This is a genomic window from Acidithrix sp. C25, from assembly GCF_904848545.2.
The window spans coordinates 442,660-467,713 of the sequence record NZ_CAJHCI020000002.1 but is presented as its reverse complement, the minus strand read 5'-3'; the positions used below and the strand labels follow the sequence as shown (position 1 = coordinate 467,713).

Annotated in this window: 21 protein-coding genes and 1 pseudogene; 16 read left to right on the top strand and 6 right to left on the bottom strand. The window is 48.0% G+C overall.

Annotated elements, in window-relative coordinates; translation table 11 throughout:
- The first annotated feature begins 98 nt into the window (after positions 1 to 98).
- From infC to ACIDITHRIX25_RS95205, 4 genes are all read left to right on the top strand, one after another.
- Positions 99 to 698, top strand: a complete 600-nt coding sequence (infC, locus tag ACIDITHRIX25_RS95220) for a translation initiation factor IF-3 (protein WP_082058721.1) — start codon at positions 99 to 101, stop codon at positions 696 to 698.
- A gap of 322 nt (positions 699 to 1,020) precedes the next feature.
- Positions 1,021 to 1,215, top strand: coding sequence for a 50S ribosomal protein L35 (gene rpmI / locus ACIDITHRIX25_RS95215; protein ID WP_052606260.1), 195 nt, complete (start codon positions 1,021 to 1,023; stop codon positions 1,213 to 1,215).
- 136 nt (positions 1,216 to 1,351) lie between these two features.
- Positions 1,352 to 1,720, top strand: coding sequence for a 50S ribosomal protein L20 (gene rplT, locus ACIDITHRIX25_RS95210; protein ID WP_052606259.1), 369 nt, complete (start codon positions 1,352 to 1,354; stop codon positions 1,718 to 1,720).
- A 75-nt stretch (positions 1,721 to 1,795) separates the two neighbouring features.
- Positions 1,796 to 2,593, top strand: a complete 798-nt coding sequence (locus ACIDITHRIX25_RS95205; RefSeq protein WP_052606258.1) for a TrmH family RNA methyltransferase — start codon at positions 1,796 to 1,798, stop codon at positions 2,591 to 2,593.
- Positions 2,594 to 3,946: 1,353 nt separating this feature from the next.
- Here the strand turns inward: ACIDITHRIX25_RS95205 and ACIDITHRIX25_RS95200 are convergent.
- Entirely contained in the window at positions 3,947 to 4,135 is a 189-nt protein-coding gene (locus ACIDITHRIX25_RS95200; protein WP_152626071.1) for a hypothetical protein, read from the bottom strand.
- Positions 4,132 to 5,016, bottom strand: coding sequence for a YihY/virulence factor BrkB family protein (locus ACIDITHRIX25_RS95195; protein ID WP_152626070.1), 885 nt, complete (start codon positions 5,014 to 5,016; stop codon positions 4,132 to 4,134). Before ACIDITHRIX25_RS95195 ends, ACIDITHRIX25_RS95200 begins: the two co-directional genes overlap by 4 nt.
- Before the next feature lie 728 nt (positions 5,017 to 5,744).
- Between ACIDITHRIX25_RS95195 and pheS the strand changes: the two genes are divergently transcribed.
- The 12 genes and pseudogenes from pheS (at position 5,745) to ACIDITHRIX25_RS95135 (ending at position 20,117) form a co-directional block, all read left to right on the top strand.
- Complete coding sequence (gene pheS, locus ACIDITHRIX25_RS95190) at positions 5,745 to 6,797, top strand: phenylalanine--tRNA ligase subunit alpha (RefSeq protein ID WP_082058720.1); 1,053 nt, start codon at positions 5,745 to 5,747, stop codon at positions 6,795 to 6,797.
- A gap of 188 nt (positions 6,798 to 6,985) precedes the next feature.
- Positions 6,986 to 9,421: a phenylalanine--tRNA ligase subunit beta gene (gene pheT, locus ACIDITHRIX25_RS95185; RefSeq protein ID WP_201733160.1), complete on the top strand. Its 2,436-nt coding sequence runs from the start codon at positions 6,986 to 6,988 to the stop codon at positions 9,419 to 9,421.
- 49 nt (positions 9,422 to 9,470) lie between these two features.
- Entirely contained in the window at positions 9,471 to 10,559 is a 1,089-nt protein-coding gene (argC, locus tag ACIDITHRIX25_RS95180; RefSeq protein ID WP_052606255.1) for an N-acetyl-gamma-glutamyl-phosphate reductase, read from the top strand.
- Entirely contained in the window at positions 10,556 to 11,728 is a 1,173-nt protein-coding gene (gene argJ, locus ACIDITHRIX25_RS95175; protein ID WP_052606254.1) for a bifunctional glutamate N-acetyltransferase/amino-acid acetyltransferase ArgJ, read from the top strand. The genes argC and argJ overlap by 4 nt, the downstream gene beginning before the upstream one ends.
- Positions 11,729 to 11,960: 232 nt before the next feature.
- A complete protein-coding gene (gene argB / locus ACIDITHRIX25_RS95170; protein ID WP_201733159.1) occupies positions 11,961 to 12,830 on the top strand; it encodes an acetylglutamate kinase in 870 nt (289 codons plus the stop codon).
- 91 nt (positions 12,831 to 12,921) lie between these two features.
- A complete protein-coding gene (locus tag ACIDITHRIX25_RS95165; RefSeq protein ID WP_201733158.1) occupies positions 12,922 to 14,139 on the top strand; it encodes an aspartate aminotransferase family protein in 1,218 nt (405 codons plus the stop codon).
- Positions 14,140 to 14,406: 267 nt separating this feature from the next.
- Positions 14,407 to 15,312, top strand: coding sequence for an ornithine carbamoyltransferase (locus tag ACIDITHRIX25_RS95160; protein ID WP_201733157.1), 906 nt, complete (start codon positions 14,407 to 14,409; stop codon positions 15,310 to 15,312).
- Positions 15,313 to 15,314: 2 nt separating this feature from the next.
- Positions 15,315 to 15,440, top strand: coding sequence for a hypothetical protein (locus ACIDITHRIX25_RS95155; RefSeq protein ID WP_283770428.1), 126 nt, complete (start codon positions 15,315 to 15,317; stop codon positions 15,438 to 15,440).
- The gene (argR, locus tag ACIDITHRIX25_RS95150) at positions 15,441 to 15,899 is read left to right on the top strand and encodes an arginine repressor (RefSeq protein WP_052606250.1); all 459 of its coding nucleotides are present in this window, start codon (positions 15,441 to 15,443) and stop codon (positions 15,897 to 15,899) included. It abuts the gene before it with no gap.
- Between the two features lie 495 nt (positions 15,900 to 16,394).
- A pseudogene (locus ACIDITHRIX25_RS95145) lies at positions 16,395 to 17,583 on the top strand (argininosuccinate synthase).
- Between the two features lie 118 nt (positions 17,584 to 17,701).
- Positions 17,702 to 19,108 (top strand): argininosuccinate lyase, encoded by a 1,407-nt coding sequence (gene argH, locus ACIDITHRIX25_RS95140; RefSeq protein WP_201733156.1) that lies wholly within the window; start codon positions 17,702 to 17,704, stop codon positions 19,106 to 19,108.
- 400 nt (positions 19,109 to 19,508) lie between these two features.
- Entirely contained in the window at positions 19,509 to 20,117 is a 609-nt protein-coding gene (locus ACIDITHRIX25_RS95135) for a DNA-3-methyladenine glycosylase (RefSeq protein WP_201733155.1), read from the top strand.
- Between the two features lie 69 nt (positions 20,118 to 20,186).
- Here ACIDITHRIX25_RS95135 and ACIDITHRIX25_RS95130 read toward each other — a convergent pair whose 3' ends face one another.
- The 4 genes from ACIDITHRIX25_RS95130 to ACIDITHRIX25_RS95115 form a co-directional block, all read right to left on the bottom strand.
- A complete protein-coding gene (locus ACIDITHRIX25_RS95130) occupies positions 20,187 to 20,642 on the bottom strand; it encodes a MarR family winged helix-turn-helix transcriptional regulator (protein ID WP_052606246.1) in 456 nt (151 codons plus the stop codon).
- Between the two features lie 45 nt (positions 20,643 to 20,687).
- A complete protein-coding gene (locus ACIDITHRIX25_RS95125; protein ID WP_201733154.1) occupies positions 20,688 to 21,068 on the bottom strand; it encodes a carboxymuconolactone decarboxylase family protein in 381 nt (126 codons plus the stop codon).
- A gap of 43 nt (positions 21,069 to 21,111) precedes the next feature.
- A complete protein-coding gene (locus ACIDITHRIX25_RS95120) occupies positions 21,112 to 21,777 on the bottom strand; it encodes a class II aldolase/adducin family protein (protein WP_201733153.1) in 666 nt (221 codons plus the stop codon).
- Positions 21,778 to 22,505: 728 nt separating this feature from the next.
- Positions 22,506 to 24,869 carry a transglycosylase domain-containing protein gene (locus ACIDITHRIX25_RS95115; RefSeq protein ID WP_201733152.1) on the bottom strand — a complete coding sequence of 788 codons (2,364 nt, stop codon included), beginning with the start codon at positions 24,867 to 24,869 and terminating at the stop codon, positions 22,506 to 22,508.
- Between the last annotated feature and the right edge of the window lie 185 nt (positions 24,870 to 25,054).

Here is a 25,054-nt window from a genome sequence, read left to right as displayed (position 1 = left end):
CAATTTGTTGTAATTTTTAATTTAGTACCGATCGAGTGTCTCTTTTTTAGTGATGTCGATTTTGGTTTGAATTTTTCATACTTAGGGAGTGATGTTAGATAGCAACTGCAACACCAGGTGAACCTCGTACAAACGAGAGGATTCGCGCGCGAGAAGTTCGACTCGTCGATCAAGAAGGAAATCAGCTAGGCATTAAATCTGTGGCCGAGGCTATAGATCTTGCCAAGACCATGGACCTTGACTTGGTGGAGGTGGCACCTAATGCAATGCCTCCAGTTTGTCGAATAATGGACTATGGCAAATTCAAGTTTGATAGCGCTCAAAAGGCTAGAGATTCAAGGCGCAAGTCGGTAAGCTCGCAGCTAAAAGAGATGAAGTACCGTCCAAAGATTGGCATCGGAGATTTTGACACTAAGACCCGACAGGTTATCAAGTTTCTAGGTGAGGGCCATAAAGTCAAAATTACTGTGATGTTTAGAGGACGAGAAGTATTTCATCCAGAGCTCGGTAAGTCGATTCTCGATAAGATCGAAGTGAAGACCGCCGGAATCGCCAAGGTTGAGGCTGCGGCGAAGCTTGACGGGAAGAACATGATTTTGGTTTTAGCACCCGAGCGTAAGTCACCAGTAAAACCTGTAGCTACTCGTAGCGACAGCGGGGATGATCATCCTAACATTATCGCCGATGGTGATATTTAGTTAGGATTGCCGAGAGGCACTGTCTATTCTGACAGTCCCAAGGTTACTGGTAAGACTATGTTGAAAAGCTGATACTTGCCTGATTCTTTGACTCGGGTCGATGGTTATTTGTGTCCCTAAAGCCCAAAAAAGTTTATTGTTTGGTGCGCTAAAGTTGATGCAGTTACTTTTGGTGTTTTGCTAGAGGTCGTGTTTTCTTTTTGACCGGCCGCTGTTTCGCCTTGGCACCAGTTGGGGTACTTTTAGTTTTGGATACTTGATTGCCGTGGACGAATGCCTAGGGTACGAGAAGTTTTTAGATAAATGAGATGGGAGCATAGTTATGCCAAAGATGAAGACTGATACCGGTGCGAAGAAGCGCTTTAAAGTGACTTCTACCGGAAAGATTACAAGGCGCAAGTCTTATCGAGCGCATTTGCTCGAGAAGAAGTCCTCAACAAGGACAAGGCGCTTGGCACAAGATGCTGAAGTTACTGGCGGCCAGGCTCGACAAATCCGTCGAATGCTAGGTCTCTAACAGAGCCGGTTATCGGTCGCGGATTTATAGATCTTGGTTTTATAGGTCTTACAGGAGAATGCGATAGATCGTATTTTGGTTTGTGCATCTTTCATTGATGGTTAGGTGCGATTAGTTTTGAGGAAAGGTAGGACAAGTGGCTCGAGTAAAACGTGGCGTTCACGCCAAGAAAAACCATAAAGCAGTATTAGAGTCCGCTAAAGGTTACTACGGTAATCGGTCAAAGAGTTTTAGGTCAGCAAACGAAGCAGTCATGCACGCTTTGCAGTACTCATATCGCGACCGTCGCGCGCGAAAGGGTGATTTTCGTCGCTTGTGGATTCAAAGGATCAATGCAGCAGCGCGTTTGAATGGCATCAGCTACTCTCAGTTGATCGCAGGGCTAAAGTTAGCGGAGATTGATTTGGATAGGCGAGTGCTCGCAGAGCTAGCTGTCACCGATGGCGACACCTTTGCCCAGATCGCTAGTGTAGCCAAAGAAGCCTTAGCCGCTAAAGAAGCTTAGAGACAGTTGCTTTACTATTGCCTTTCGTCTTATTTCGTTTTGGTTTCTCTGACGACTAGGTCGTTTGGGTAAGCCATGCGTTTGAGCGGGCGAAGCGAACGTATAAAGAGATTGAGGAAGCTGGTCTCCAAGGCCAGCTTCCGTCTTTCTGAGAGAGCATTTGTCCTTGAGGGCCCTAATTGCCTTGAGGCAGCACTTCGATCGGGAATCGATCTAGAGGGTGTCTATTACTCCTGCGATCTAAATCAGAGCCATTTTCCTTTGATTACCGACTCTTTTGAGCGAGGGATCTCCGTCTTTGAAGTTGAGAGCGGTCTCCTAGAGGCGATATTGGATCTCTCGAATGCCCAACCTGTCGTTGCGGTGGCTCCAATGGAGACCAGGCGAACTCCATCATCTAGTACCACATTGCCAATACTTGTGTTAGATGAGATTCGAGACCCTGGCAACGCAGGTACCATAATTAGATCAGCGCATGCCTCGGGTATCCGTGAGATCGTCTTTCTCCCAGGTTGTGTCGACCCTTATAACCCCAAGGTTGTTCGTTCTTCTGTTGGTTCCATATTTTTTGTGGACGTCACCGTTGCCGTTGATAAAGACGACACTTTGGCGGAGATTTCCAATCGAGGATATGAGATCTACGGGACTAGCCTTGGCTCGCAACTTTCATATGTTGATGCACAACTCTCTGCAAATGTAGCGATTGTAATTGGCAACGAGGCCTTTGGAATTACCAAAGAGGTTGAGGACCGCTGCGATAAGATGGTTCGAATTCCAACCGCCCCTAGTCTCGAGTCTCTGAATGCTTCGATGGCAGCAACGCTATTACTCTTTGAGTCAGCCAGACAACGTGGTTTTGTCGGTTTGATATAGCGAACTATATATGATGATTGATCTTTTCTGAATTGACATACCCTGATAGCGGACTTCTGCCTGCTGATTCTAACTACTTTTTATTCCTGGTAATAGTGTGATTAACTCCCTTTTCTGCGATGCGATGGCCGGTCCAAACGACAGCGTCAATTTGTGATAACAAATGAGAATCTGCCGTTTAGCCAGCTAGCAGGTACTGTTCGGCAAGTTTTCTTGAAGTCGTGAGGTTTCTTGTGGGCGATGCTATTACCGCTACCACTACCAGGCGCAGATGGACTTGATCACTTGCAATTTCTTTCGAGGCTTATTTGGATACGCTTGACCACAATGGCCCTAACACGTCTGAGCCAGTGGCTCCACTCAGCTTTTAATTGTAACGAAGTACTAAGGTAGATTTGGTGGAAATTGAGAGATGCCAAATGCAACTCTCAATTTTGGTTAGATTCAGTTGCCTTGGTGCATCGTTGATATAGATCACCTGCCCCGGTTTTGAACTCCTGGAATCGCTAATGGACGGCGTCCTCTTATTGTGGCGCGATCCAGCGGATTTACCACGATTGCTCCGGCAATCTTCCATGAAGGATTGCGAAGCTGTGGAAGGAGAGTCGAGGCCAAGGAGAGGATGGACGCGACGGGGTAACGATTCTTGATGGGCTAAACAATCTTTACGATTCTGGATAGCTTACCTATGGCTGACACGCAAAGAAGGATCCATTATTTCGGTTGGTTGGAGCAGTTTGTGGGATTGTACGAGTTTTTTCTGAGTACTTAAGGGCTATTTCGACCGACTCCAATAAGGAGGAGTGGCAGGGAAAGCTATTTACTTTGGCGCGAATTTGATTCAATAAATGCGCGGGTCCCGGCTCCCGTCCTAGACGATACCACTTGGCATCCTCGGGCTGGCCCTCTGGGACTCGCGACTTTCTCTTAGAACAGTACCAAGAAACGTATCCTTAAGTTTATGATTTGAAAGTTGACTTCGCAACCCGCGTGGCGATTCAGGTTGCTAGTAATCCAGAAGAAGCGCAGCGAAAGCCATCTGTAGCGCTCGTATTCCCTCAAGAACCTCCAGTCCTAGTTCGACCATAAGTGTGCTTTTATTGCCGTGTGGGACTAACACGTCGGTCGATGTCATTTGATTTTCGAAAATCTAGGCAGGTACCTCTCTACGTCAGTACCTTATTGGATTCTTTTATAGACCCAAGTGTTGCTTTAGCAGAGGTGTTGCCTGTCTGTGATGGTGTCGTGGCGAGGCCCACGGTACGCTCGTGAGCGCCGTTTCATTCAAGGCGATGCCCTGGGTGACGAAGTGCCAACCGAGGGCACGATTAATTGGATTTTGACTAATTGGGTTTAAACTTTGGTGAGCGGCGAACTGTCGAGGTTGTCGTGGTTATCGAAGTGGTAACCTTCTTTGATCTGGGTGGCAGGAGATAGCTCTGTTGTCGTATGTGGATTTGTAGTAGTTCCGGGTTCGACTCTGAACGGTTGGGTGAATTGAAAGTTTGTAACGGGCGCATGGTAGGGCCGTTGGTTTTTCATCTCCCATTTATAGATTTTGGTGCGGGTGTCGACTCTAGGGTTTGGTTTGTGTAGATGACATTTGCCTTGTTTTGTAGCTTTTGAGCAGCTAGGTCGGCTGTGGTTGGGTTAGATCGATCCAACGATCTTGGCCAAAGTTTGAGCTCAAATACGACGTCGATCTGTGCAGTGATTAACGTGACGTAGCTGATCAGATAAACCCATGTTAAAAGCCCGATTACGATCCCAAAGAAGCCATATAGAGCGCTTGCCTTTGAGAGTTGATGAGAGACGATCGAAGAGCCAAAGAACTGAAGGATCTGCCAGACGATTGCTCCTGCAACAGCACCGCGCCAGATCTTACGAATGCCAATCGACTTAGGTAAGCAGATATTTGTAGCCAAGATGAACATTGCTATGTTGATTAGGGCGGCGATGAGGATTGAAATTATCAAGAATCTTGATGAATAAGCAGCTAGGGTTGTCGATGCTATTGATCCAATTCCAATCACTAAGCTCCATAGGATCTTTCTGCCAAGTTGGGGTGCAAAGCCTCCGCGCTCGGCTGGTACCACGTACCAGATGTCCTGCATTGATCGCATGGCGATGGAGGATAGCCCTTTCGTAGCTGAGGCTAATGTTACGACCGAGACGATCGAGCTGATAGTTCCAATCACCAGTACGTGAATGTTGGATTTAATCTGGGCGCCAATGATTGGGAAGTTCGCTAAAGCTGAATTTAGGACCGTTTCTTTGAGGGAACTGTTGTGGGTCGTAAAGATCCCCAAGAGGCCCACAAGAAGGATTAATAGTGGGATAATCGCAAAGAGGGCATAATAGGCAAAGAGCGCAGCCATCGAAGAGACTCGATCTCTCGAGGATTTTATATACACCGCAACCATAAATGAAGCGACTTTGTTTTTTCGTTGGATGGAATCGATTAGCTTGACAAGCGATGGGATTAAAGAGGAGATTTTCACGAAAGTTTCTTTGCTTGGAGTCAGTTTCAAACCACCCTAGTCGATGTGGATTTTGAAGTAGATGATTGCTGCTATTAGCTGATTATCAAAGGTGCCAAGCAATCCTAGGGATCTCATTTATATGACCCATGAAGCTTTGTGGTTGTACACGAAGGTGAATATCTCGTTTTTAAACAGGTAGGTTCTATAGCGTTGAAGTTTTCATCGATTTAGCGGGGTGATCACGAATTGCGACGCCGTCCTTAATTCAAAATGTGGCCCTTACCATAAGGTTAGCTGATCGAAGGCAAGTCAACTGGACCTGAGTGCTAACTTGTTGCTTGGCTATGTTGTGCCACCTCAAAAGATGCCACCTCAAAAGATGCCACGTCAAAAGATGCCACGTCGAAAAATGATACGACCCAAAAACGCTCTGTTGAAAAAAGAGTATCGATTTGCTTTAGGTGGCTCACTTTTACTTTGGCAATTATCCTGGCGATGATCAACCCGTCAGATGACTAACCCATTAGGCGGTGACTGGATCTCTCGTGGTGGTCAATTTTGGCAATCTTTTAGCAATGTTGTATCTACCGATTTGAATGTCAAATTTTGGATCCGTGCCCGGTTAGGCTATCTTTCTAGAGTTTTAGGCGTCGTGGAATTAGGATTATATGGATATTGATCAACTTCAAGATTTGGTAAAGCAGCTTTCCACAGAATTTGATTCACGTTTTATTAAGGTTGAATCTGTCGGTGACCTAGACCTTCTCGCCTCGGACTTTACCGGTAAAAAGGGTAAGGTTGCGGGCATATACCGACAACTCGGGGGTCTTGAGGCCTCTCTTCGGCCAAAGGCTGGCGAGATAATAAACGAACTTCGAGATCGAATCGACCGTGTCGTGGCAGAGGCGCGACCCGATCTCGTCAATCGAGAGCGCTCAATGGTCTTAGCGTCATCTTTTAGTGACCCAACGGCGCGGCCAGGACGAGACCGTATCTCCTCAGCCCGTAGTCACTTGGTGACTCGTACTCGGATGCAGCTTGAAGATACCTTTATTGGCATGGGCTTTAGCGTTGAAGAAGGACCAGAGGTTGAATCAGAGTGGTATAACTTTGAGGCACTCAATATACCTAAGTTCCATCCAGCTCGTGATGGTCAAGATAGCTTTTACCTAAATTATGGAGCAGATAATTCGGTACTGCTACGAACCCACACTTCGCCAGTTCAGATACGGGTGATGCAGAACCAATCACTTCCGATCTATGCGATTATGCCAGGCAGGGTCTTTCGACGTGACACCGCTGATGCGCGACATACTGTTGGTTTCCACCAGATCGAGGGACTGGTTGTTGACAGGGGTATAAACTTTGGCCATCTCGCAGGCACGATTGAAGCCTTTACACAATCGTATTTTGGACCTGACATAAAATCTCGCCTTCGTCCGGCTTACTTTCCCTTTACAGAACCATCTGCTGAATTTGAGGTTACTTGTACGATCTGTCGCGGAAGTGGCTGTCGCACATGCTCGTCAACTGGCTGGATTGAGCTCGGGGGCTGTGGAATGGTTCATCCGAATGTGTTTTCAGCAGTAGGGATCGATTCGGAGGTCTATTCAGGTTTTGCCTTTGGCTTTGGGATTGATCGCTTAACCCAGATGCGATATGAGATTCCAGATATGAGAATCCTTACTGAGAATGACCTTCGCTACCTCTCGCGTGCTTGATTGGCGTTTGCATGGCCGCCATAAAGGACGCTATCGCGAAATTTTTATAAGCCACTGCCCCTAAAAGGGCGTAAATTTACCCCATTCCATATTTTTCTAGCCCTTTTGATGCCAACTGAGATTTAGAATTTCTCATTCGAATCGACGTTGGCCATATCTCTTCAATAATTAGTGAAAGATCAACTTAGATGCGTGTAGTACTTTCGTGGTTGAATGAATTCGCAGACTTCAACTCGCTTTCGAATTCTAGCGAGCAAGGTGACGTCGTTTCGATCATGGTGGAGGCGATGAACTCCCTTGGCCTGGTGGTAGAGGGCGTAGAGCGTAGCGGATTTAATTTAGATGGCGTTGTCGTTGCCAGAGTTCTTGAGGTTCATTCGATAGAGGGTGCTGATAGGATCCGGCGAATTGTAGTGGACGCCGGTCGAAGCGAAACCGAACAGATCGTCTGTGGAGCTTTTAACTTTGGCGTTGGTGATCAAGTTCCTCTAGCTCGTCCGGGCGTTGTGCTTCCTGGTGACTTTGCAATTTCGCCACGTAAGATGAAGGGCGTAGCCTCTAACGGGATGCTTTGCTCGGCCAAGGAGCTTGGCCTTGGTCTCGATCTAGATGGGTTGATGATCTTAGATCCTTCATTGGCACCTGGATTAGAAGTCACTCAAGCCTTGGGAATCACCCCAGAGGTGGTCTTTGATTTGGCGATCGAAGCCAATAGGCCAGACGCTAATTCTCACATTGGGGTAGCCCGAGAGCTAGCTTGTTATTTTGGCCTTGACTTTAGTGGGCCTGAGGTGGCCGACCTTAGCTCGGTTGAGGTCAAACCCCTTGATGATGGGGTACTTGGAGAAGGCGCTACCTCGTTGATTATTGCGAACTTCGAGGGGACTTCACTTTTGGAGGCACCACCATATGTAGCTCGTCGCCTTGAGCTTGCTGGGATGCGTTCGATCTCGCCCGTAGTCGACGTCTCCAACTATGTGATGTTGGAAGTTGGACAACCCACGCACCCATATGATTTGACTCTTTTGCCATCGTCGTCTTTAGTGGTTCGTTCAGCCAAGCCAAAAGAAGAGATTGTGACCCTTGACGGAGTGGTGCGGACTTTAGCTGAACCAAGACGAGGCTCAGAGGAGCCGCTTGACCTAGTGATTGCCGACTCAAATGACAGCGTCGTTGGAATCGCTGGAATCATGGGTGGTCACTCAAGTGAGATTGCCAGCACTACCGATGAGGTGATCTTAGAGATTGCTCACTTTAGGAGCGACTTGATTGCTAAGACATCCAAGCGCCTGGGTCTTAGAAGTGAGGCTTCGGCGCGCTTTGAAAGAGGCGTGGATCCACTCATTGGTCAATTGGCACTTGGGAGATTCTCCTTCCTATTAGGTACTAGTCCTACCTCAATTGCAATTGCTAGGGGCGAGTTTGTGGCTCCTGTTATTGAGGTGCGACCATCGAGGATCGTGGCTCTCCTTGGAAGTGATATTCCTATCTCGATCGTCGCAAAGAAGCTCGGGATAATGGGCTTTGAGATCGATGAGGCTAACGAGGCGACCCTTATGGTAACCCCGCCGTCGAATCGACCAGATGTCCGCATTGAAGCAGATGTGATTGAGGAGTTTGCTCGCCACTTTGGATATTCAAATATTCAACGCCACCAGTTGTTGGTCCCAAATGTTGGGGGACTCAGTCTGGTGCAAAGAAAGAGGCGGGAGCTGGTTGGATTTTGCGTGGCAAAGGGATTTTATGAAGCATGGAGTTCAACCCTTCTTGGCCCGGACGAACAGCGCCGCCTGGGCGATTACGGCCGTGAACTCTCTGTCTCCAACCCGATGGTCGCAGAAGAGTCAATTCTTAGACGCTCTATGCTTGCAGGCTTGCTCCGTGGTCTAATAGCCAATGTTCGACGTCGCGAGGAGACTGTAGCTCTCTTTGAAGTAGGCAAGGTCTTTTCTTACCCCAAATATGACCAAGCTCTGCCCGATGAAAGTGAACATGGAGCGTGGCTCTTTTATCGACAGAGTGGTTTGGGCATTTGGGGATATGATCTATACCTTGATTTGATCAGTCATTTCGGAGTGGAAGAAAATCTGAGCGTTGTTCGTCTCAGCGAGATAGAGGTGGCTCGCCAGTTGGAGGCTGGTTACTTCGGGATGCACCCAAACAATACCCTAGCGATCTTGCGAGATGGTGAGATGGTTGGGGTCTGTGGCGAGATAAACCCCTTTGTGGTTGAAGATATCCTTGGCGAGGCTTTGCCTAGTCCGGTTGTCTACATGGAGATGGACTTAGATAAGACGATCTTTGGTGAGGTTGCAACCCAAGTAGTTCCAGCTCCTTCACAATTTCCTTCGGCCGAGTTTGACCTCTCCTTTGGAGTGGAGCGAGCGGTCTTGGCAGACATGCTGGCTAAAGAGATTCAAAAGGGGCTAAAGAGCTACGCGAGTACCATCGAGCTGATTGACGCTTATGAAGGCCCTGCTCTTCGTGACTATGCGCGATCTCTTACCTATCGCATAAATGTTGCTTCTTTTGACCATACTTTGACCGATGCTGAGATCAGAGCTGTGCGAAATGGCCTAATTGACCAGGTAGAGCGTGCAGGACTTGGTAAATTGCGAGATTAGTTATGATACATCGCAGTGAATAATTCATAGCGATGTATATTTAACTCTTGTGAAAGCAGTTATTTTTGGAGCATCAGGATATGGTGGTGCAGAACTCATTAGATCCTTGGGGGTGCACCCCAGCTTTGAAGTGGTTGGTCTATCGGGTGGCGCAAATGCCGGTGCTACCCTAGGCGAGATCTATCCTCACCTTGAGACCTCAAGCTTTGGTGAGATGGTGCTCTTCGATACCGATGGTTTGTGTGACTTTATCGAACACAACCAAGTCGACCTCGCCTTTTTGGCACTACCAAATAATACTGCAACCAAGATCGTGCCTCGAATTATCGATAAGGTCTCCTGCGTCATCGACCTATCAGCTGACTTTCGCCTCAAAGATCCCTCGCTTTATGAGAGTTACTATGGCTATGTCCACCCGGAGCCTAAGCTACTTGAAGAAGCTGTCTATGGCCTTTGTGAATTAAATAGATCCCAGCTGATAGGGGCTAAGTTGATAGCGGCGCCGGGATGTTATGTAACTGCCTCGACTTTAGCCCTCTTTCCATTTTTGGATCAGTCGATCATCGATTCGAACAACGTCGTGATCTCAGCGGTGAGTGGCGTCTCGGGGGCGGGGCGAGGCTCATCGGTTGCGAATCTATTTAGTGAGATTGACTCAAATGTGATGGCCTATGGTCTTTTTGGCCATCGCCATCGCCCTGAGATTGAGCAAAACTTAGGATCTAGTGTTTTGTTCATACCCCATCTGGTCCCAATGACAAGGGGAATATTGGCGACTTGTTTTGGCGATTTATCGGGCGAAGTTGCGGGCGAGCTTGGCCTTTCCCACGTCAGCGACATTACTGCTAAGTCATCTCTTCTAAGTCGATATCTCAATGGTCTCCTTAGTGACTTCTATAGTGGAGATCAATTTGTCGAGGTATTGGCACCAGGAGTCTCCCCACGAACTAAATCCACATTAGGTACTAACAATGCCTTAGTCTCGGTCAGTTACGACGCTCAGACAAATAAGGTCATAGTTCTAGCTGCGATCGACAATATGGTTAAGGGCGCCGCTGGTCAGGCTATACAGGCGGCAAATATCGCCTTTGGTCTAGCCGAGGATGCCGGTTTATCGAAAGTGAGTTTTTATCCATGAGTGTTACATTTCCAGGTGGCTTTAGGGCATCAGGGGTCTCTGCTGGCATAAAAGAGTCCAATAAGGCTGACATGGCTCTTGTCGTAAGCGAAGACTGCCGTCCATATGTTTCCGCTGGCACCTTCACGACAAACTTATCTGCTGCGGCACCGGTCAAATTGTCGAAGGCAAATTTAGCTCTGAGCAAAGGCGAGATGGTTGGCGTCTTGCTAACCAGCGGAAATGCCAATGCTGCAACCGGCAAGCGGGGAGATGAAGCGGCTAAGCGGTCGCTCGAGCGCCTGGGTGAACTCTTGGGGGTTGATCCGACTTCTTTGATGGTGGCTTCTACCGGATTGATCGGAATTCAAATGCCGGTGGAAAAGCTAATTGGCGGTCTCGAAGGAGCGGTAGACAGCCTTGGTGCTACCCTTCAAGACGGAACCCTAGCGGCTGAGGCAATGATGACCACAGACACCTTCGCTAAGACCTCGACTTATGAGATAAATGGAGTTAAATTCGGAGGGATCGCTAAAGGTGCGGCGATGATCGCCCCTAATATGGCGACGATGCTTGCCATGGTTACGACTGATGCGCAAGTAAATCGCGATGACCTTGCCGAAGGTCTCTTTCGGGCTGTTGATGCTACTTTCAACCGAATCACCATAGATGGTTGTACCTCTACGAATGATTCCGTCTTTGTAATGGCCTCAGGAAAAAGCGGAAGATCACTAAGCGCAGGAGAGCTTTACCAAGGGTTATATTCGATCTGCTATGACCTAGCTCGCCAAATCGTCTTTGATGCCGAAGGTGCAACCAAACTTATTGAGGTGGCTGTAACTAAGGCAGCTAGCGTCGACGATGCCTTAGCTGTTGCTCGCAAGATAGCGGAATCGTCTTTGGTCAAGTGTTCGTTTTTTGGCGAGGATCCTTATTGGGGACGTATTATTAGCGAGGTTGGCACTGCTGGCGTGGACCTTGATATCGATCGAGTCACAATAAGATACGGCGGGATAATGCTCTATAGCGACGGTGAAGAGATTCTGGTTGATCCTTCTACTACGGCAGCGGTGATGGCCTTGCGCGAGATTCATCTTGAAGTGGACCTCTCATGTGGCATCGAGTCAGCTTCAATCATCACAGCTGACCTATCGCCAGCATACATAGCTGAAAACATGAGGACCTCCTAACGCCCACCGGTGGACGTGAACGCCTAACTTCAATTTTGACTGGCTTGACTAGATGCAATTTGGCCAGTGCTCTTTTATTTAGTTAGTTGCGATGCTTGGTACATAAAACAAGGCGGATGGCCAGGTCGACTTTGGTTCAAAGATGATTATTTGAGGTAGTTGGTCTCGGTGGTGAAGGAAGCGTCTTTCCTACTAGTTCTTTTATTGTTGGGTGGTTTTGAAATGAGTTCTCTTGGTTGAATTTAATGATGCACTTTTAAAATCTGGTGTTTTGATTGAGGCTCTGACCTATATAAGAAGGTTTCATGGTGCTACTTTTGTAATCAAATACGGCGGAAATGCGATCTCAGACTCAGATGAAAAGGATGCCCTGGTCTCCTTCGCCAAGGACGTCGTCACCCTATCGTCAGTTGGCATCAGAGTTGTTGTCGTCCATGGCGGAGGACCACAGATCGGTGAGATGTTAGGTCGATTGGGAATTGCGAGCCAATTCGTAGGGGGACTTCGGGTTACAGATTTAGCGACCCTCGAAGTTGCCAGAATGGTGCTTTTGGGAAAGATCAATCCAGAGATCGTGGGTGCAATCAATCAACTGGCCCCGGTTGCGGTGGGCCTAAGCGGTGGAGATGCCGGTCTGATCAATGTGAGCGCGGCTGGAGGTGACTTGGGTTTTGTGGGACAAGTTGAAAGTGTCGATCCACAGCTCCTATTGAAGCTCCTAAATGAGGGGCTGATACCGGTGGTAGCAACAGTTGCGCTAGATGACAGTGGCCAAGCCTACAACATCAATGCAGATACTGTAGCTGGTGCCATTGCTGGAGCTCTTAGAGCAGAAAAGCTGATCTATCTGACCAACGTTGAGGGGATATATTCCAACTACCCCGATCTATCTTCGCTGATCAGGCGTACCGACTCAGTTGAGTTGGCCAAGCTTCTGGGAAGTCCATCGATTGCCGATGGAATGATCCCAAAGCTAAAGAGCTGTTTAGGGGCGCTTGAGGTAGGAGTTGGATCAGCCCATATCTTAGATGGTCGCCTTGAACATTCACTGCTGCTTGAGATCTTCACCGACTATGGAATTGGAACAATGGTGGTGAAATAATCCTGCGGGAAAGTCGCAGGTGAAGCCGTCATTTAGAGATTGTCGAGACCAAATTAGCGATTGGTTAGACATGGACAGAAAAGAGATTTAATTGAGTGATTATGAAGAGCTTTTGGCCTTTTCTCAGACCATCGATGCGATGGAGGGGACTAAGAGCTATTTGATGGCAAACTACGGCGAACCGCGCGATGCCTTTGTTCGAGGTGAGGGTTCTTGGCTCTATCGTAGTGACGAGAGCGCAGTTCTGGACTTTCTAGGTGGAATTGCAGTCTGTTCGCTAGGTCACTGTCCTAGGAGCGTTAGCGATGCAATTGCAACGCAAGCACACAAGTTGATTCACACCTCGAACTTCTTCGCAAATGAAAACGGTCCTAAGGCTGCCTATCTTATCGATCGTCTAATTACCGGAGATGACGCCCAAGGTGGTCGTGTAATCTTTTCTAATTCAGGGGCTGAGGCCAACGAGGCAGCACTAAAGTTGGCTCGGCGATATGGTGGCCCACAAAGAACTGATATTGTGGCCCTAAATGGTAGCTTTCATGGTCGGACATATGGGGCACTTAGCGCAACGGGTCAAGTCTCCAAACAGATTCCCTTTATGCCCCTAGTCCCTGGTTTTTCCCATATCGAACCCGGTGACGTCGAACAACTCAGGGAGGCTCTTTCCAGGCCTACCGTGGCGGCGCTGATTATCGAGACGATTCAAGGCGAAGCAGGGGTGATCCCACTCCATCGTGACTATTTGGCGCTCTGTCGTGAACTTACTAGTCAATATGGAGTTCTATTGATTATCGATGAGGTTCAAAGCGGCTTTGGGCGTTGCGGAAACTGGTTTGATCACCATCGAGGCGGAATTTCCCCTGACATGGTAACCATGGCAAAGGCGATGGCCTCGGGCGTTGCAGTAGGTGCCCTTTGGGCGAGGAACGGTATTTGGGAGTCTTTCGCCCCTGGAGATCATGGGACAACATTTGGTGGGTCGCCATTAGCAATGGCTGGCGCCCTAGCGACTATTACCACCATGATCGAAGAAGATGTTGTGAGGCGTGCAATTGAGATGGGAAGCTACCTAAAGAAGGGTTTGAGTCGTATCGAAGGAATCTCTTTAGTACGAGGTGAAGGTCTTTTGATTGGGTTTGGCCTTAGAGATCAAAACGCCTCCAAGATGGCCAAGAGGTGCTTGGAACTTGGGTTGATTGTGAATCCAATTGGAGATAGCATCATTCGACTTGCTCCTTCTCTTTTGGTCACAGCTCAAGAGATAGATATTGCACTAGGGATAATTGCTAGCGCGATCGACTTTCTCTAAGGTATCAAAGGGCCCTCATCGCTCTTAATGGCTGCTGTGAATTACTGGCGCTAAGACGCTTATCTTTCAAGGCTCCAGATGGCGTGGTTGGAGACTTTGATGCTTTGGGTTTTAGTGCTCTGGGTTTTAGTGCTTAGGGCTTTAGCTGTGGCGTTAGTGAGTCTGTGGATGATTTGGTTGTATGTGGGCCGTCTTTGAAGCTTTTGCATTGGGTCGGCGTAGTGGATTTAGATGAGTTTTGTGGATTTTTTATAAAGGCGATGAAAAGTGAATTTTTTAGACTTTGACTCTTTTGATGGAGACCAAATAAAAGAGATCTTAGAGATGGCGAAGAAGGAAGATGCAAATCTCCTGCGAGGCAAAGGAGTAGCTTTGATCTTTGAAAAGCCATCTCTACGTACTCGAAACTCCGCCGAGATGGCCACCGTTGCCCTAGGGGGCCATCCGGTCTACATCCAAGCCGCCGAGGTAGGGATAGATGTTCGTGAGTCGGCCGAAGATATCGCTAGGACATTGATTGGATATCATAGTGTTATAGCGGCACGCGTCTTTGATCATCGGGTGCTCCAACGGATGGCTCGATCGATCTCTGATCTGGGTTCTTCGGTTCCCGTAATAAATCTTCTATCTGATAAGGCTCATCCATGCCAAGCAGTAGCAGATCTATTGACCATCACTGATTTATTTGATTCCAAGTTCAACCGTGAGCTACTTCGCATCGCTTATGTGGGTGATTCAAATAATGTTGCACTTTCTTTGGCCCAGGCTGCCCTCAAAATCGGCGCCTCGATCTCAATCGCATCTCCAGATGGGTACGACTTTGACGAGCAAACCAAGCGTTCCCTAATCGAACTGGGTCCGATAACCTTTTACGACGACCCAATTGATGCGGTGAGCGGATCCCATGTGGTCTATGGTGACACCTGGGTTTCGATGGGAGATGAAGCAAGGGCCCAAGAGATCAGGGCAGCCTTTGAGCCGCGTTTTAAGGTTGATGGTGCAATGATGGCCAAAGCGGATTCCGATGCGGTTTATATGCACTGTCTGCCTGCACATAGAGGCGAAGAGGTCACCAACGAAGTAATGGAGCGCTACGCGAAGGTAATCTTTAAACAAGCAGCCAATCGGATGGCTGCCTTCAAAGGGGTCCTTAGCATGACCCTGAGTAGGTAGTCGTGAAATTGAACGACCACGGTAATGGTAACTGGGTTTTTGTCGTCGATGGCTTTTTTGCAGCGACTTACCATTTCGAAGAGACCTATCGCGATCGCAGTGAGTGCTTTTTTGAGATGGAGTTTTAGGTGACTAAGAATAGACGACAATATCAGATTGCAAAGATCCTAGAAAATGAGTACGTCTCATCGCAAGCGCAATTGGTTGCAATCTTGGCTCGCTCTGGTTTAGATGCCACTCAAGCGACGGTCTCGCGAGATCTGGAAGAGCTCGGGGCGATCAAAGTGAAGGTTCCTGGCGGAGAACTTGTCTATGCGATTCCGTCGGGGTTGCGTGACAATGGCTTAGACACTGACCATCTTCGCAGGGTCCTTTCAGAGTGGGTTGTGGATATGATTGTCTCGGGTAACTTGGTCCTCATCAAGACGCCCCCGGGTTCTGCGCACGTTGTCGCATCTGCATTGGATCGAACGACAGTGGAGGGGCTACTGGGAACGGTTGCTGGTGATGATACTATTTTGCTGGTTACTGCCGAGGGTGGCGCCAGTGAGCTTCATCGACGCCTTAGCGGACTGGCTGGCCTCTGAGAGAGATGATTTGACCAGATATTTGCTCGTAGATTTTGCGAGTGCGATCACGCTATATGGTCCGATCGCACTAAACGGTCCGATCATGCTACATATAGATGGGTTGACCGTGACTCGAATAGGAGCACACAAAGATGAAAATCGGCGATAAAAGCTCTTACCGGTTGTACTTGCTTGTTTATTTCAGCTCCTTGATTTCAGCTAGGAAGGTTGCAGCTAGGAAGGGCTATCAAAAAGGTGGCTTTTCTAGGCCTTTGGTTAGTGGTCTTTTTTATGGGGTTGGCATGAGCTAGGTAGGCTTTAGCTAGGAGATGTCAGATTTGTCAATTGGGCCAGCCCCAAATAAGTTGTATGATCGCCTGAGGCAACGGAGTGACCTCGAGAACCAAAAGGTGATCTCTCTAGCTTTCATTTGTTCAATTGTTTTTTAGTCAGTAATCTAACTTTCACATCGGTGATAGTTGATAAGTAAATATAAGGAGATGGTAACTAGATATGAAAAAGCGTATTGTTCTTGCCTATTCTGGAGGTCTCGATACCTCTGTCGCAGTTAAATGGTTAGCCAAGGAACACGACTATGAAGTAGTAGCTATGGCGGTGGACGTCGGCCAAGGCGGTGACTTTGAAGTTATCCGCCATCGAGCAATTGCTGCTGGTGCAATCGCCGTCGAGGTTATAGATGCTCGAAGTCAATTTGCAAATGATTTTGTTCTGCCTACTCTATTTGCAAATGGAATGTATGAGAATAAATACCCACTCGTCTCTTCGTTGTCGCGACCTGTGATTGCGCACCATCTCGTGGAAACAGCAAAGAAGTACGATGCGGTAGCGGTAGCCCATGGTTGTACTGGCAAAGGAAACGATCAGGTCAGATTCGAAGTTGGAATACGCGCACTAAATCCAAAGCTAGAGATCGTGGCTCCCGTTCGAGTCTGGGGATTTTCACGTGCTGATTCGATCGATTATGCAGAGGCGAATTCGATACCCATCGTTGCTACGAAGGATAAGCCCTATTCGATCGATCAAAACCTTTGGGGCGAGCGATCGAATGTGGAGAGATGGAGGACCCATGGGCCCCACCTCCAAGTGATGTCTATGAGATGACCGTTCGTACAAAGAGTGAGCCAAGCGAAGTTGTCATCACCTTCGACAAGGGAAAGCCAACTGCGATCGATCATAAGCCAATGGATTTGGTGGATATCATCGATGAGTTGAATGTCACCTTTGGCTCCTATGGCTTTGGACGGATCGATATGGTCGAAAACCGCCGCGTGGGAATTAAAAGTCGAGAGGTCTATGAGGCCCCGGCGGCCCTTGGATTGATAATGGCACATGATGCTCTAGAGGACATAACTCTTGAGAGAGACCTAGCCATGAAAAGGCTAAATTGTCACATCGCTTTTCTGAGCTTCTCTACGACGGACTCTGGTACTCCCCATTGCGCGAAGGTCTAAGCAACTTCATGGAATATACACAGCAATATGTAAGCGGTGAGGTAAGACTAGGACTCGAACCGAATCGAGTCTTTGTCAGTGGACGTCGCTCGGAGTATTCGCTTTACGACTACGAATTAGCTACTTATGAAAAAGAAGATGCATTTAGACATAGTGATGCGGAAGGATTTGTAAGGATTTGGGGCTTAGGTGTCGAAACTTGGTCTAGAAAGCAAGTAAATCACGATTAGGTTTGAGTCCGCAATCGTTTGTTGGATTGTGCCCCGATGGTGCGCCATTGGGGACCAAAGGTTTTAGTCATGGAATATCTCAAATGAGCTGTGACATGCAAGGAGAAGTGGAAGACGTATGACCTTATGGCACGGGAGATTTAGCTCCGAACCGTCGGCGCTGCTTTGGGATTATACCGAATCGTTGTCGTTTGATCGCACCCTTGCGCTAGATGACATAGTGGGTTCAAAGGCGCATCTAGCAGGACTAGAGAAGGTTGGAATTCTAACTGCCACAGAGGCCGCAACTCTATATGATGCATTGGTCCTAATAGAGTCTGAGTTCGCCGGCGGTTCATTTTCATTTTCAGACCGGGATGAAGATATCCATACCGCAATCGAGAGGCGAATTACAGAGATTGCCGGTGACGTTGGTGCCAAGTTGCACACTGGGCGTTCTCGCAATGATCAAGTGGCTACCGATCTTCGCCTTTTTACTCGTCGAGAGTTGACGATAGTTGCCGAGCGCATCTTAGATCTCCAAATCGTCTTGGCGGAACTAGCTGATGACGCAAAGGATGCCTATCTTCCGGGTTATACCCATCTACAAAAGGCGCAACCAGTTCTCTTTGGGCACCACCTTTTGGCCCATGGGTGGGCACTATCGAGAGACTTCGATCGCATTATTGCCACACTGGGACGAATGGATGTGAGCCCGTTGGGTGCCGGAGCCCTTGGTGGCTCTACTTTGCCAATCGACCCCTCCTACACCGCGGCGGTCTTGAACTTCGCAGGACCGTTTGAAAACTCCCTAGATGCAGTATCAGATAGAGATTTCGTCGCCGAAGCACTGTTCGACCTCTCTCTGATTGGCGTACACCTTTCCAGGATTGGTGAAGAGATAGTACTTTGGTCAACTGAAGAGTTTGGATTTGTGCGACTAGATGACTCTTATTCGACAGGCTCCTCCATGTTGCCCCAGAAGAAGAACCCAGACATTGCTGAGTTGGCACGAGGTAAAGCTGGCCGACTGATTGGTCATCTAAGTGGTTTTCTCGCAACTCTCAAGGGGCTGCCACTCTCGTATAATCGTGATCTTCAAGAAGATAAAGAGCCTCTCTTTGACTCTTTGATCCAAGTTGGGCGAGCTCTGTTGGCGGTAAATGGGATGCTATCGACCGCTTTGTTTGACTTTGCTCGGATGAAAAAGGCTGCCGATTCACCTTATCTATGTGCTATTGATTTAGCAGAGTTTCTGGTAAAAAAGGGTATTCCATTTCGCAAGGCTCACTCAATAGTTGGCGGATTGGTGCGGGATTCCCTTGAGCGCCACGTTCCTTTGGAGGAGTTGGTTTCGGCGCATCCTTCTCTTGGTGATGAAGCTGCGGTACTGCTTCTGCCAGGTGAAAGCGTTAAGCGAAGGATCACTCGAGGAGGATCTGGTACCGAGGCTGTTGCACTTCAGCGGTCCATCTTTTCCGAGCGTTTGACTATCGATGCGAAGCGCTTGGATGAATTGTCGCATCTAAACATGCGCGAGTTATAGCGTCAGGGACCAGATGTGATTTGCCCAATGATGGGATCGCCTGTGGCACGGCAAATAATGGTGAATGCTAACAAGTGAGGGCCTAGATTTTTTTAGGCCTTGACATTGGTAGTCTTTATTTTAATTCTTGTCACATCAGCAAACTCAGATGATTGATCTAAATGGTTTGTAATTTGCTTTGTCGAGGCGCCCTTGTGCCTTTCTTTGCTAGATATCTTGGATAAGGATCTCGATGATTTTTGTCGCAGGGGCTGGCCTTTGCGGTGAGATAAGATCCAGCGATTTGATTGGGTTGTAGATCGTTCAAATCAAGTATCTCTGATTGACTATAAAATCGAGATTGATGTGCCTTTATTGGCTTTCTTTGTTTCTAGCTGGCAGATGGAGACCCACGATAGTCATGAATGAGATCTATTCGTTGAGGCAAATTTGCGACGAAGAGTTTTTTCAAAGAGACACATTGGAAGTCGCTAAAAGCCTGATTGGGATGGTGATACTCTATCGAGGTCGGGCTATTCGCGTGAGCGAGGTTGAGGCATATCGCGGTAAAGATGACCCTGCTTCGCATGGCTTTGGCGGTATTTCACCTCGCAATAAAACTATGTTTGGACCGCCAGGTCACATCTACGTCTATCTCAGTTACGGCATTCATCATTGTCTAAATATCGTCGCTGAGACGGCTGGGTCGCCCTCTGGAATCTTGGTCCGTGCTGGTGAGCCCTTGGAATATGACAAGGCAGGATCTAAAGTTCGCGTCATTGGCCCCTCCAAAGAGCGCGAGCCTTTGTCCAGTGTTGGACCTGGGCGCCTCGGACGCTACCTGAACGTCAAACTCAGTGATGACGGAATCAATATTTGCCGAAATGACCAAGGAATATCGTTATTTGCGGTCTTAGAAGCTGCGTCGAAAGTTATTAAAGCCACACCCCGAATTGGCATCACTAAAGGGACAGAATTAGAGTGGCGTTTCGTGGATAGTGATTCGACCTACCTCTCTAAGGGGCGCTAACCAAAAGGTGTTCGATCCCGCGCTGATTTCTAAGGTGGGATCGAACACTGAGTTTGTAATTGGATACTTCTATTCGTTGCTTATTCCGAAGTGTTCTTCCAGTGCGATTATTGAATCGATCAGAATTTTCCTTTGCTCTAGAGTCAGGACTCTTCTGAACTCCTCCTCTTGAGCTTGCACCTTTTCTTCAACTTGACGTGCTAGTGCAATTCCCGATTGTGTGAGCAAGATCCGCTTTCTCTGGCCCTTTGAAGCAGTGGCGGCTGATATTAGCCCGCGATCCTCAAGGGTGTCGGTCGTGCGTTTCACATTCATTGGATCTGCGCCAAGACGTCTTGCAATTTCCCTGATTCCGATCCCGACTTCATCTTCCTCGACAACGGTTCGTAGAATCGCTGCTTGGGGAGGTGAAATATCGAGTTCGGATAAGTTTTGAGCCCATTGCGAGCGCATATTGCGAGCTAGTCGACTAATACGAAAGCCGATGCCAGATTCAATTTTAGTTTTCGGCTCTGCCTCTACCAATGTATTTAACCTCCGAGAGGTCGTATCCCTCTTTTGTAGGATATTCTATTGCCTTGGTTGGGTTTCCTCCGAGATGATCTCTACGCCTAGGCTATAGGCGGGCATGCCGGAGGTTATTAAAGCTAATTCAACCACTCCAAGAAGTTCTGTCGTCGAGGCTCCGGCCTTGATTGCGGCACGCGCGTGAATTTTGGCGGGATCTCGCTCTCCTAGCACGACGAGCTGACCAAACTGAACCAATTGGCTAATTTTGTGGCCGAGTGGATTTTCGTTGATAACCACTTGACGAAGGTCTTCGATCGCTAGGACGGTATTGATTCGGTTGGTTGCTTTACAAAGTGCGATTCGAAGTTCGATTGAACTTGGGAGTGCTCCCGTAAGATCGATATAGCGATCTTGAATCTCTTTTAGTTTTTCTTCTTCCATTGTTTTTCTTCTTGTTAGTCTCCGGGAGTGATTTTGGATGGAGTTAGTGGACGCGGGCTATCGATTCAAGTACTTTTTTGAGTGCACCTTGAGGAAACGGTATTGCTCCACCTAATGCAATCGCGGCTAGTTCGCCTTGAGCTGCCTCTTCAAGGGCGACAAGTAAAGCTGCCGTTGCCCATGGCGTGGTTGAAAACACTAAAACTCCATGGTTAGCCAAAAGTACCGCATTGGTTTGTTCGTTTTCGATGACACAATTTATAATCGATGTGATTGACTCATCTGAACCACGAGGAGCCCATGGCGCAACTGGTACGTTCGATGCTTGGCCAAATCGCAAAAGGGCTTCGTATCTGATTGGTAGTTCCTTTGCCGCAAGTGCGAATGCAAGTAGGGATGGGGAGTGGGTATGAATGATCGCACCAACGTTGGGTCGGAGCTTATAGATTTCAGAGTGCATCCTTACGATCTCGGTATTTGTTGGGTCCAATAGATGGTCGACATCCACTCCCTCTAAGGTTACGCGAGCGATTCCGCTAGCGGTGAGATTGCGGACCTGTCCCTCGATGCTTAGAAGCATTTCGTTATCTTCGCTTCTCGCAGAGATATTTGCGTGACCGCTGTGAGACATCACTCCACTTCTAAATAGGTGCTCTGTAGCTTTTACAATCTCATCTTTGATCTGTGTATTTGATAGTGTGTTAGACATTGGCATTCCGTTTCATCGCGTATTTTTCCTAATACCTCTAACTGTAGTAGTTACTACACTATTCCGAAAGATGTAAAACTTTTTTGAGATGCCCTTTTGCTTGGACTGAGAGTCTTGTTTTTTAGGATTCGTCGTTATTTTTTTAGGATCCGATTTGGAATCTAAAAGTCCAGAGCTTTAACTGTCGGCCTCTTACCGATGAGATGATCCAAATGGGTGCGATTTCAAAATGGGCTTTGTCTTATTGCTTGGCGCAGCCCTGTGGATGGGCGCGGGCTCCAATATGGGCCTTTATCTAATTTGGTCGAGCGTAAGTGATGCGGTTCTTTAACTTGAGAGTCGATAGTTACCTTGTCTGTATCTTTTGAGCTATGCACCTCGCAAGAATAGATCTCCCTGAAGTCTAAAATAGGGTGGTATATGTTTTAGCTACCAGCAATACAGTATCGATCCTTGATCGCTTCAGCGTCTGCGAAGATGATCTAGGGGCCGAAGATAGTTTCGATGCTCTAGCTTTTTGTCAATCCGGTGGCGGCGCTGCTTTTATCTCGATGCCCATCTCGTATAGATCATAAGAATTGGAAAATAGTAGCTATGGTATGATCGTTTGAGAATTTAGCGGGTGACTCCGGCACCTCTATTGGTGGCTTTGACCTCTGTGATGGTGGCTTTGCCGAGGGAGTCCCCAGTTGTGTTGACCTGGCTGTATTGACTTGTTTGTATTGATTTTAGGGATTGTTATAGCAGGTAATGGTGGAGCCTAAGGGCACTTGGGTGCCTGGTATCGGCGACTGCTCCCAAACTGCTTGGGGAGTTTGGTTGGCGCCTGAAGTACCTGTCTGTTGGTTGGTGGTGCAGCTTCCCGACAGGGAGACACTTGATATGGTTTCATTTGCTTGACTAGCGGTTAGGCCTAGTAGGTTGGGCACCACCACTATCGAGGGATAGGTCAAGGTCCCCTTTGCTACCGTTAGATCGATTGTCGCATCCTTAACTAATGCAACCCCAGGGGATGGACTCTGTGAAATTGCATATCCAGGCGGGTATTCGCTAGATGGGGCAAAAGATAGTGAAACTTTAAAGCCTTGCCCTGACAACGTTGACTCAGCCAGACTGACTGGCATCCCGATGACATTGGTAAGGGCTGTGGATGGTGTGGTAACCGTTGTCGATACCTTTGGCGGGGAAGTCGTGGTTGGCACCGGTGGCGCGACTGCAAATGATGTGGGAGTCCTAAATTGCTCAATTGGAGATGCCGCAAGTGCTGAGGTCATATACTGCGCAAAGATCCTTGCTGGCCAGCTTCCTCCAGTTACGTAAATCGGCGTAGTTGGCGGAATCATTGGTACCTCGCCGCTTGGATATCCAACCCATACAACGGTAGCTAATTGTGGTACAAAACCTGCAAACCAAGCGTCTGCCCAGTTTTCTCCTGTTCCAGTCTTTCCAGCAGCCGGGCGATAGAGGGAGGCGTTGACGCCTGTTCCTTCTGTCATTACGTGCGTTAGTATCTGGATCTCTGTTGCCGCTATGGTTGGCGAGAGCACTTGCTTGGGGTGAAGCGCATGGGAGTAGATTAATTTTCCAGAGGAGTCGTAGATCGCCGAGATGCTATAGGGAGCGTTGTAGGTTCCGTAATCCGCCAAGGTTGCATTTACACTAGCCATGTCAAGCGGTGTGACAGGCTGGGCACCTAGTACGATCGAGTTATAGGGTAGCAGTGGGCTCTTGATTCCCATAGCATGAGCCATAGAGACTACATTAGCTGGGCCAATTTTGGTGATCAATTGTGCATATACGGTATTCACCGAAAGGGCAGTGGCTGTAAGAAGGGTCATATAGCCAGTGGGTTCCCCCTCGTAATTATGGACAACCCAAGCTGACTGATGATTTGCAGGTGCAACGTAAAGGACTTTTGGTGCATAAAAGACACTTTTAGCGGTAAAGCCTTGTGTAAGTGCCTCTGCTAGTGCTATCACCTTGAAGGTCGATCCCGATGGACGTTGTGCTTGGGTTGCCATGTTGAATTGAGAATAGGCCTTACCCGAATTGTACCCTGGGCCGCCCACCAATGCCTCAATGGCGCCATTGGCCGGATTGATCGAGACCAGTGCTCCGCTTGGCATGTTGGCAGAGTTCGGAATGCCATCTAAGACAGCTTTTTGTGCTTGTTTTTGTTGGGATTGGACCTCTGTAGTTACAATCTTCAGTCCCCCGTGCTCGATAAGATTTAGGCGCTGGGTAGGGGTCGATCCAAGCGCAGGTAGGGTTGCGGCTTCGTTTAGAACGGTCTCTGAGAAATACCCTAGTTTTGGATTTACTACGGTATTCGAAGGATTCAATTGAATTGGAGCCGATAGCGAAGAACTTAGCTGTTGTTTGGTGATCTGCTTATTCACATATAGAGCGTTCAGGACTTGGTTGCGCCTATATAGGGCAAGTGCTGGATGAAGAATTGGATCATAGGCAGATGGGGCATTGATCAATCCGGCCAATAATGCTGCCTGCACTAGATTTAACTGATTTGCGTTAAGGGAGAAATATCTAAGTGAGGCGGCTTGGATTCCAAATGTCCCTTCACCTAGGTAGACATCGTTTAGATATTTGTCCAAAACTATGCTTTTGGTGGTTCCGGCTAGAGAGCCGAGGGACAGTAGTATCTCGTGTGTCTTTTCGGCCAGGGTTCGCTTAGGAGTTCCAAGTTCTAGTTTCACTAGTTGTTCTTCGATGGTAGAACCACCCTGTACTACCGCTCCAGCCGAAAGATCAGCAAGCGCTGCACGAATTGTCGATTTTATGTCTATGGGACCCCGCTTCCAGTAGCGCCTGTCCTCTATTGCGACGACGGCTTTTGGAATTTCGCTTCCCATCTGACTGAGTGGAATTGGGATACGTACGATGTTGGTGGGTACTTGGGTTATGAGTGTGCCATTCGAAGCGTAAATAGAAGAGATCTGAGCGAAGGTATCTGGGTTGGTCGAAACGACTTTTGGAAGAGTACAGGCACTAAGAAGTAGCCCTATTGACGCGAGCGATAAAAAGAGCGAGATCATCTCTCGCCTTCTGGTTTTTGGCTTTAGATTATGGACCATCTTCTTTGCTTTGAGTTGGCGGCTCTTTTTGTCTATTTATTTAATCGTATTAAATGGGGGTGTGGTTTAGCTGCTTTGGAAAGTTGCACAGAAAACACAGGCAGTCTTTCTAAGAAAAGCTCTCCTACACCTCTTTTGGTATTTTATAGGAGAATCCCAACTTCATGCGGCCTTCATGTGGCAAT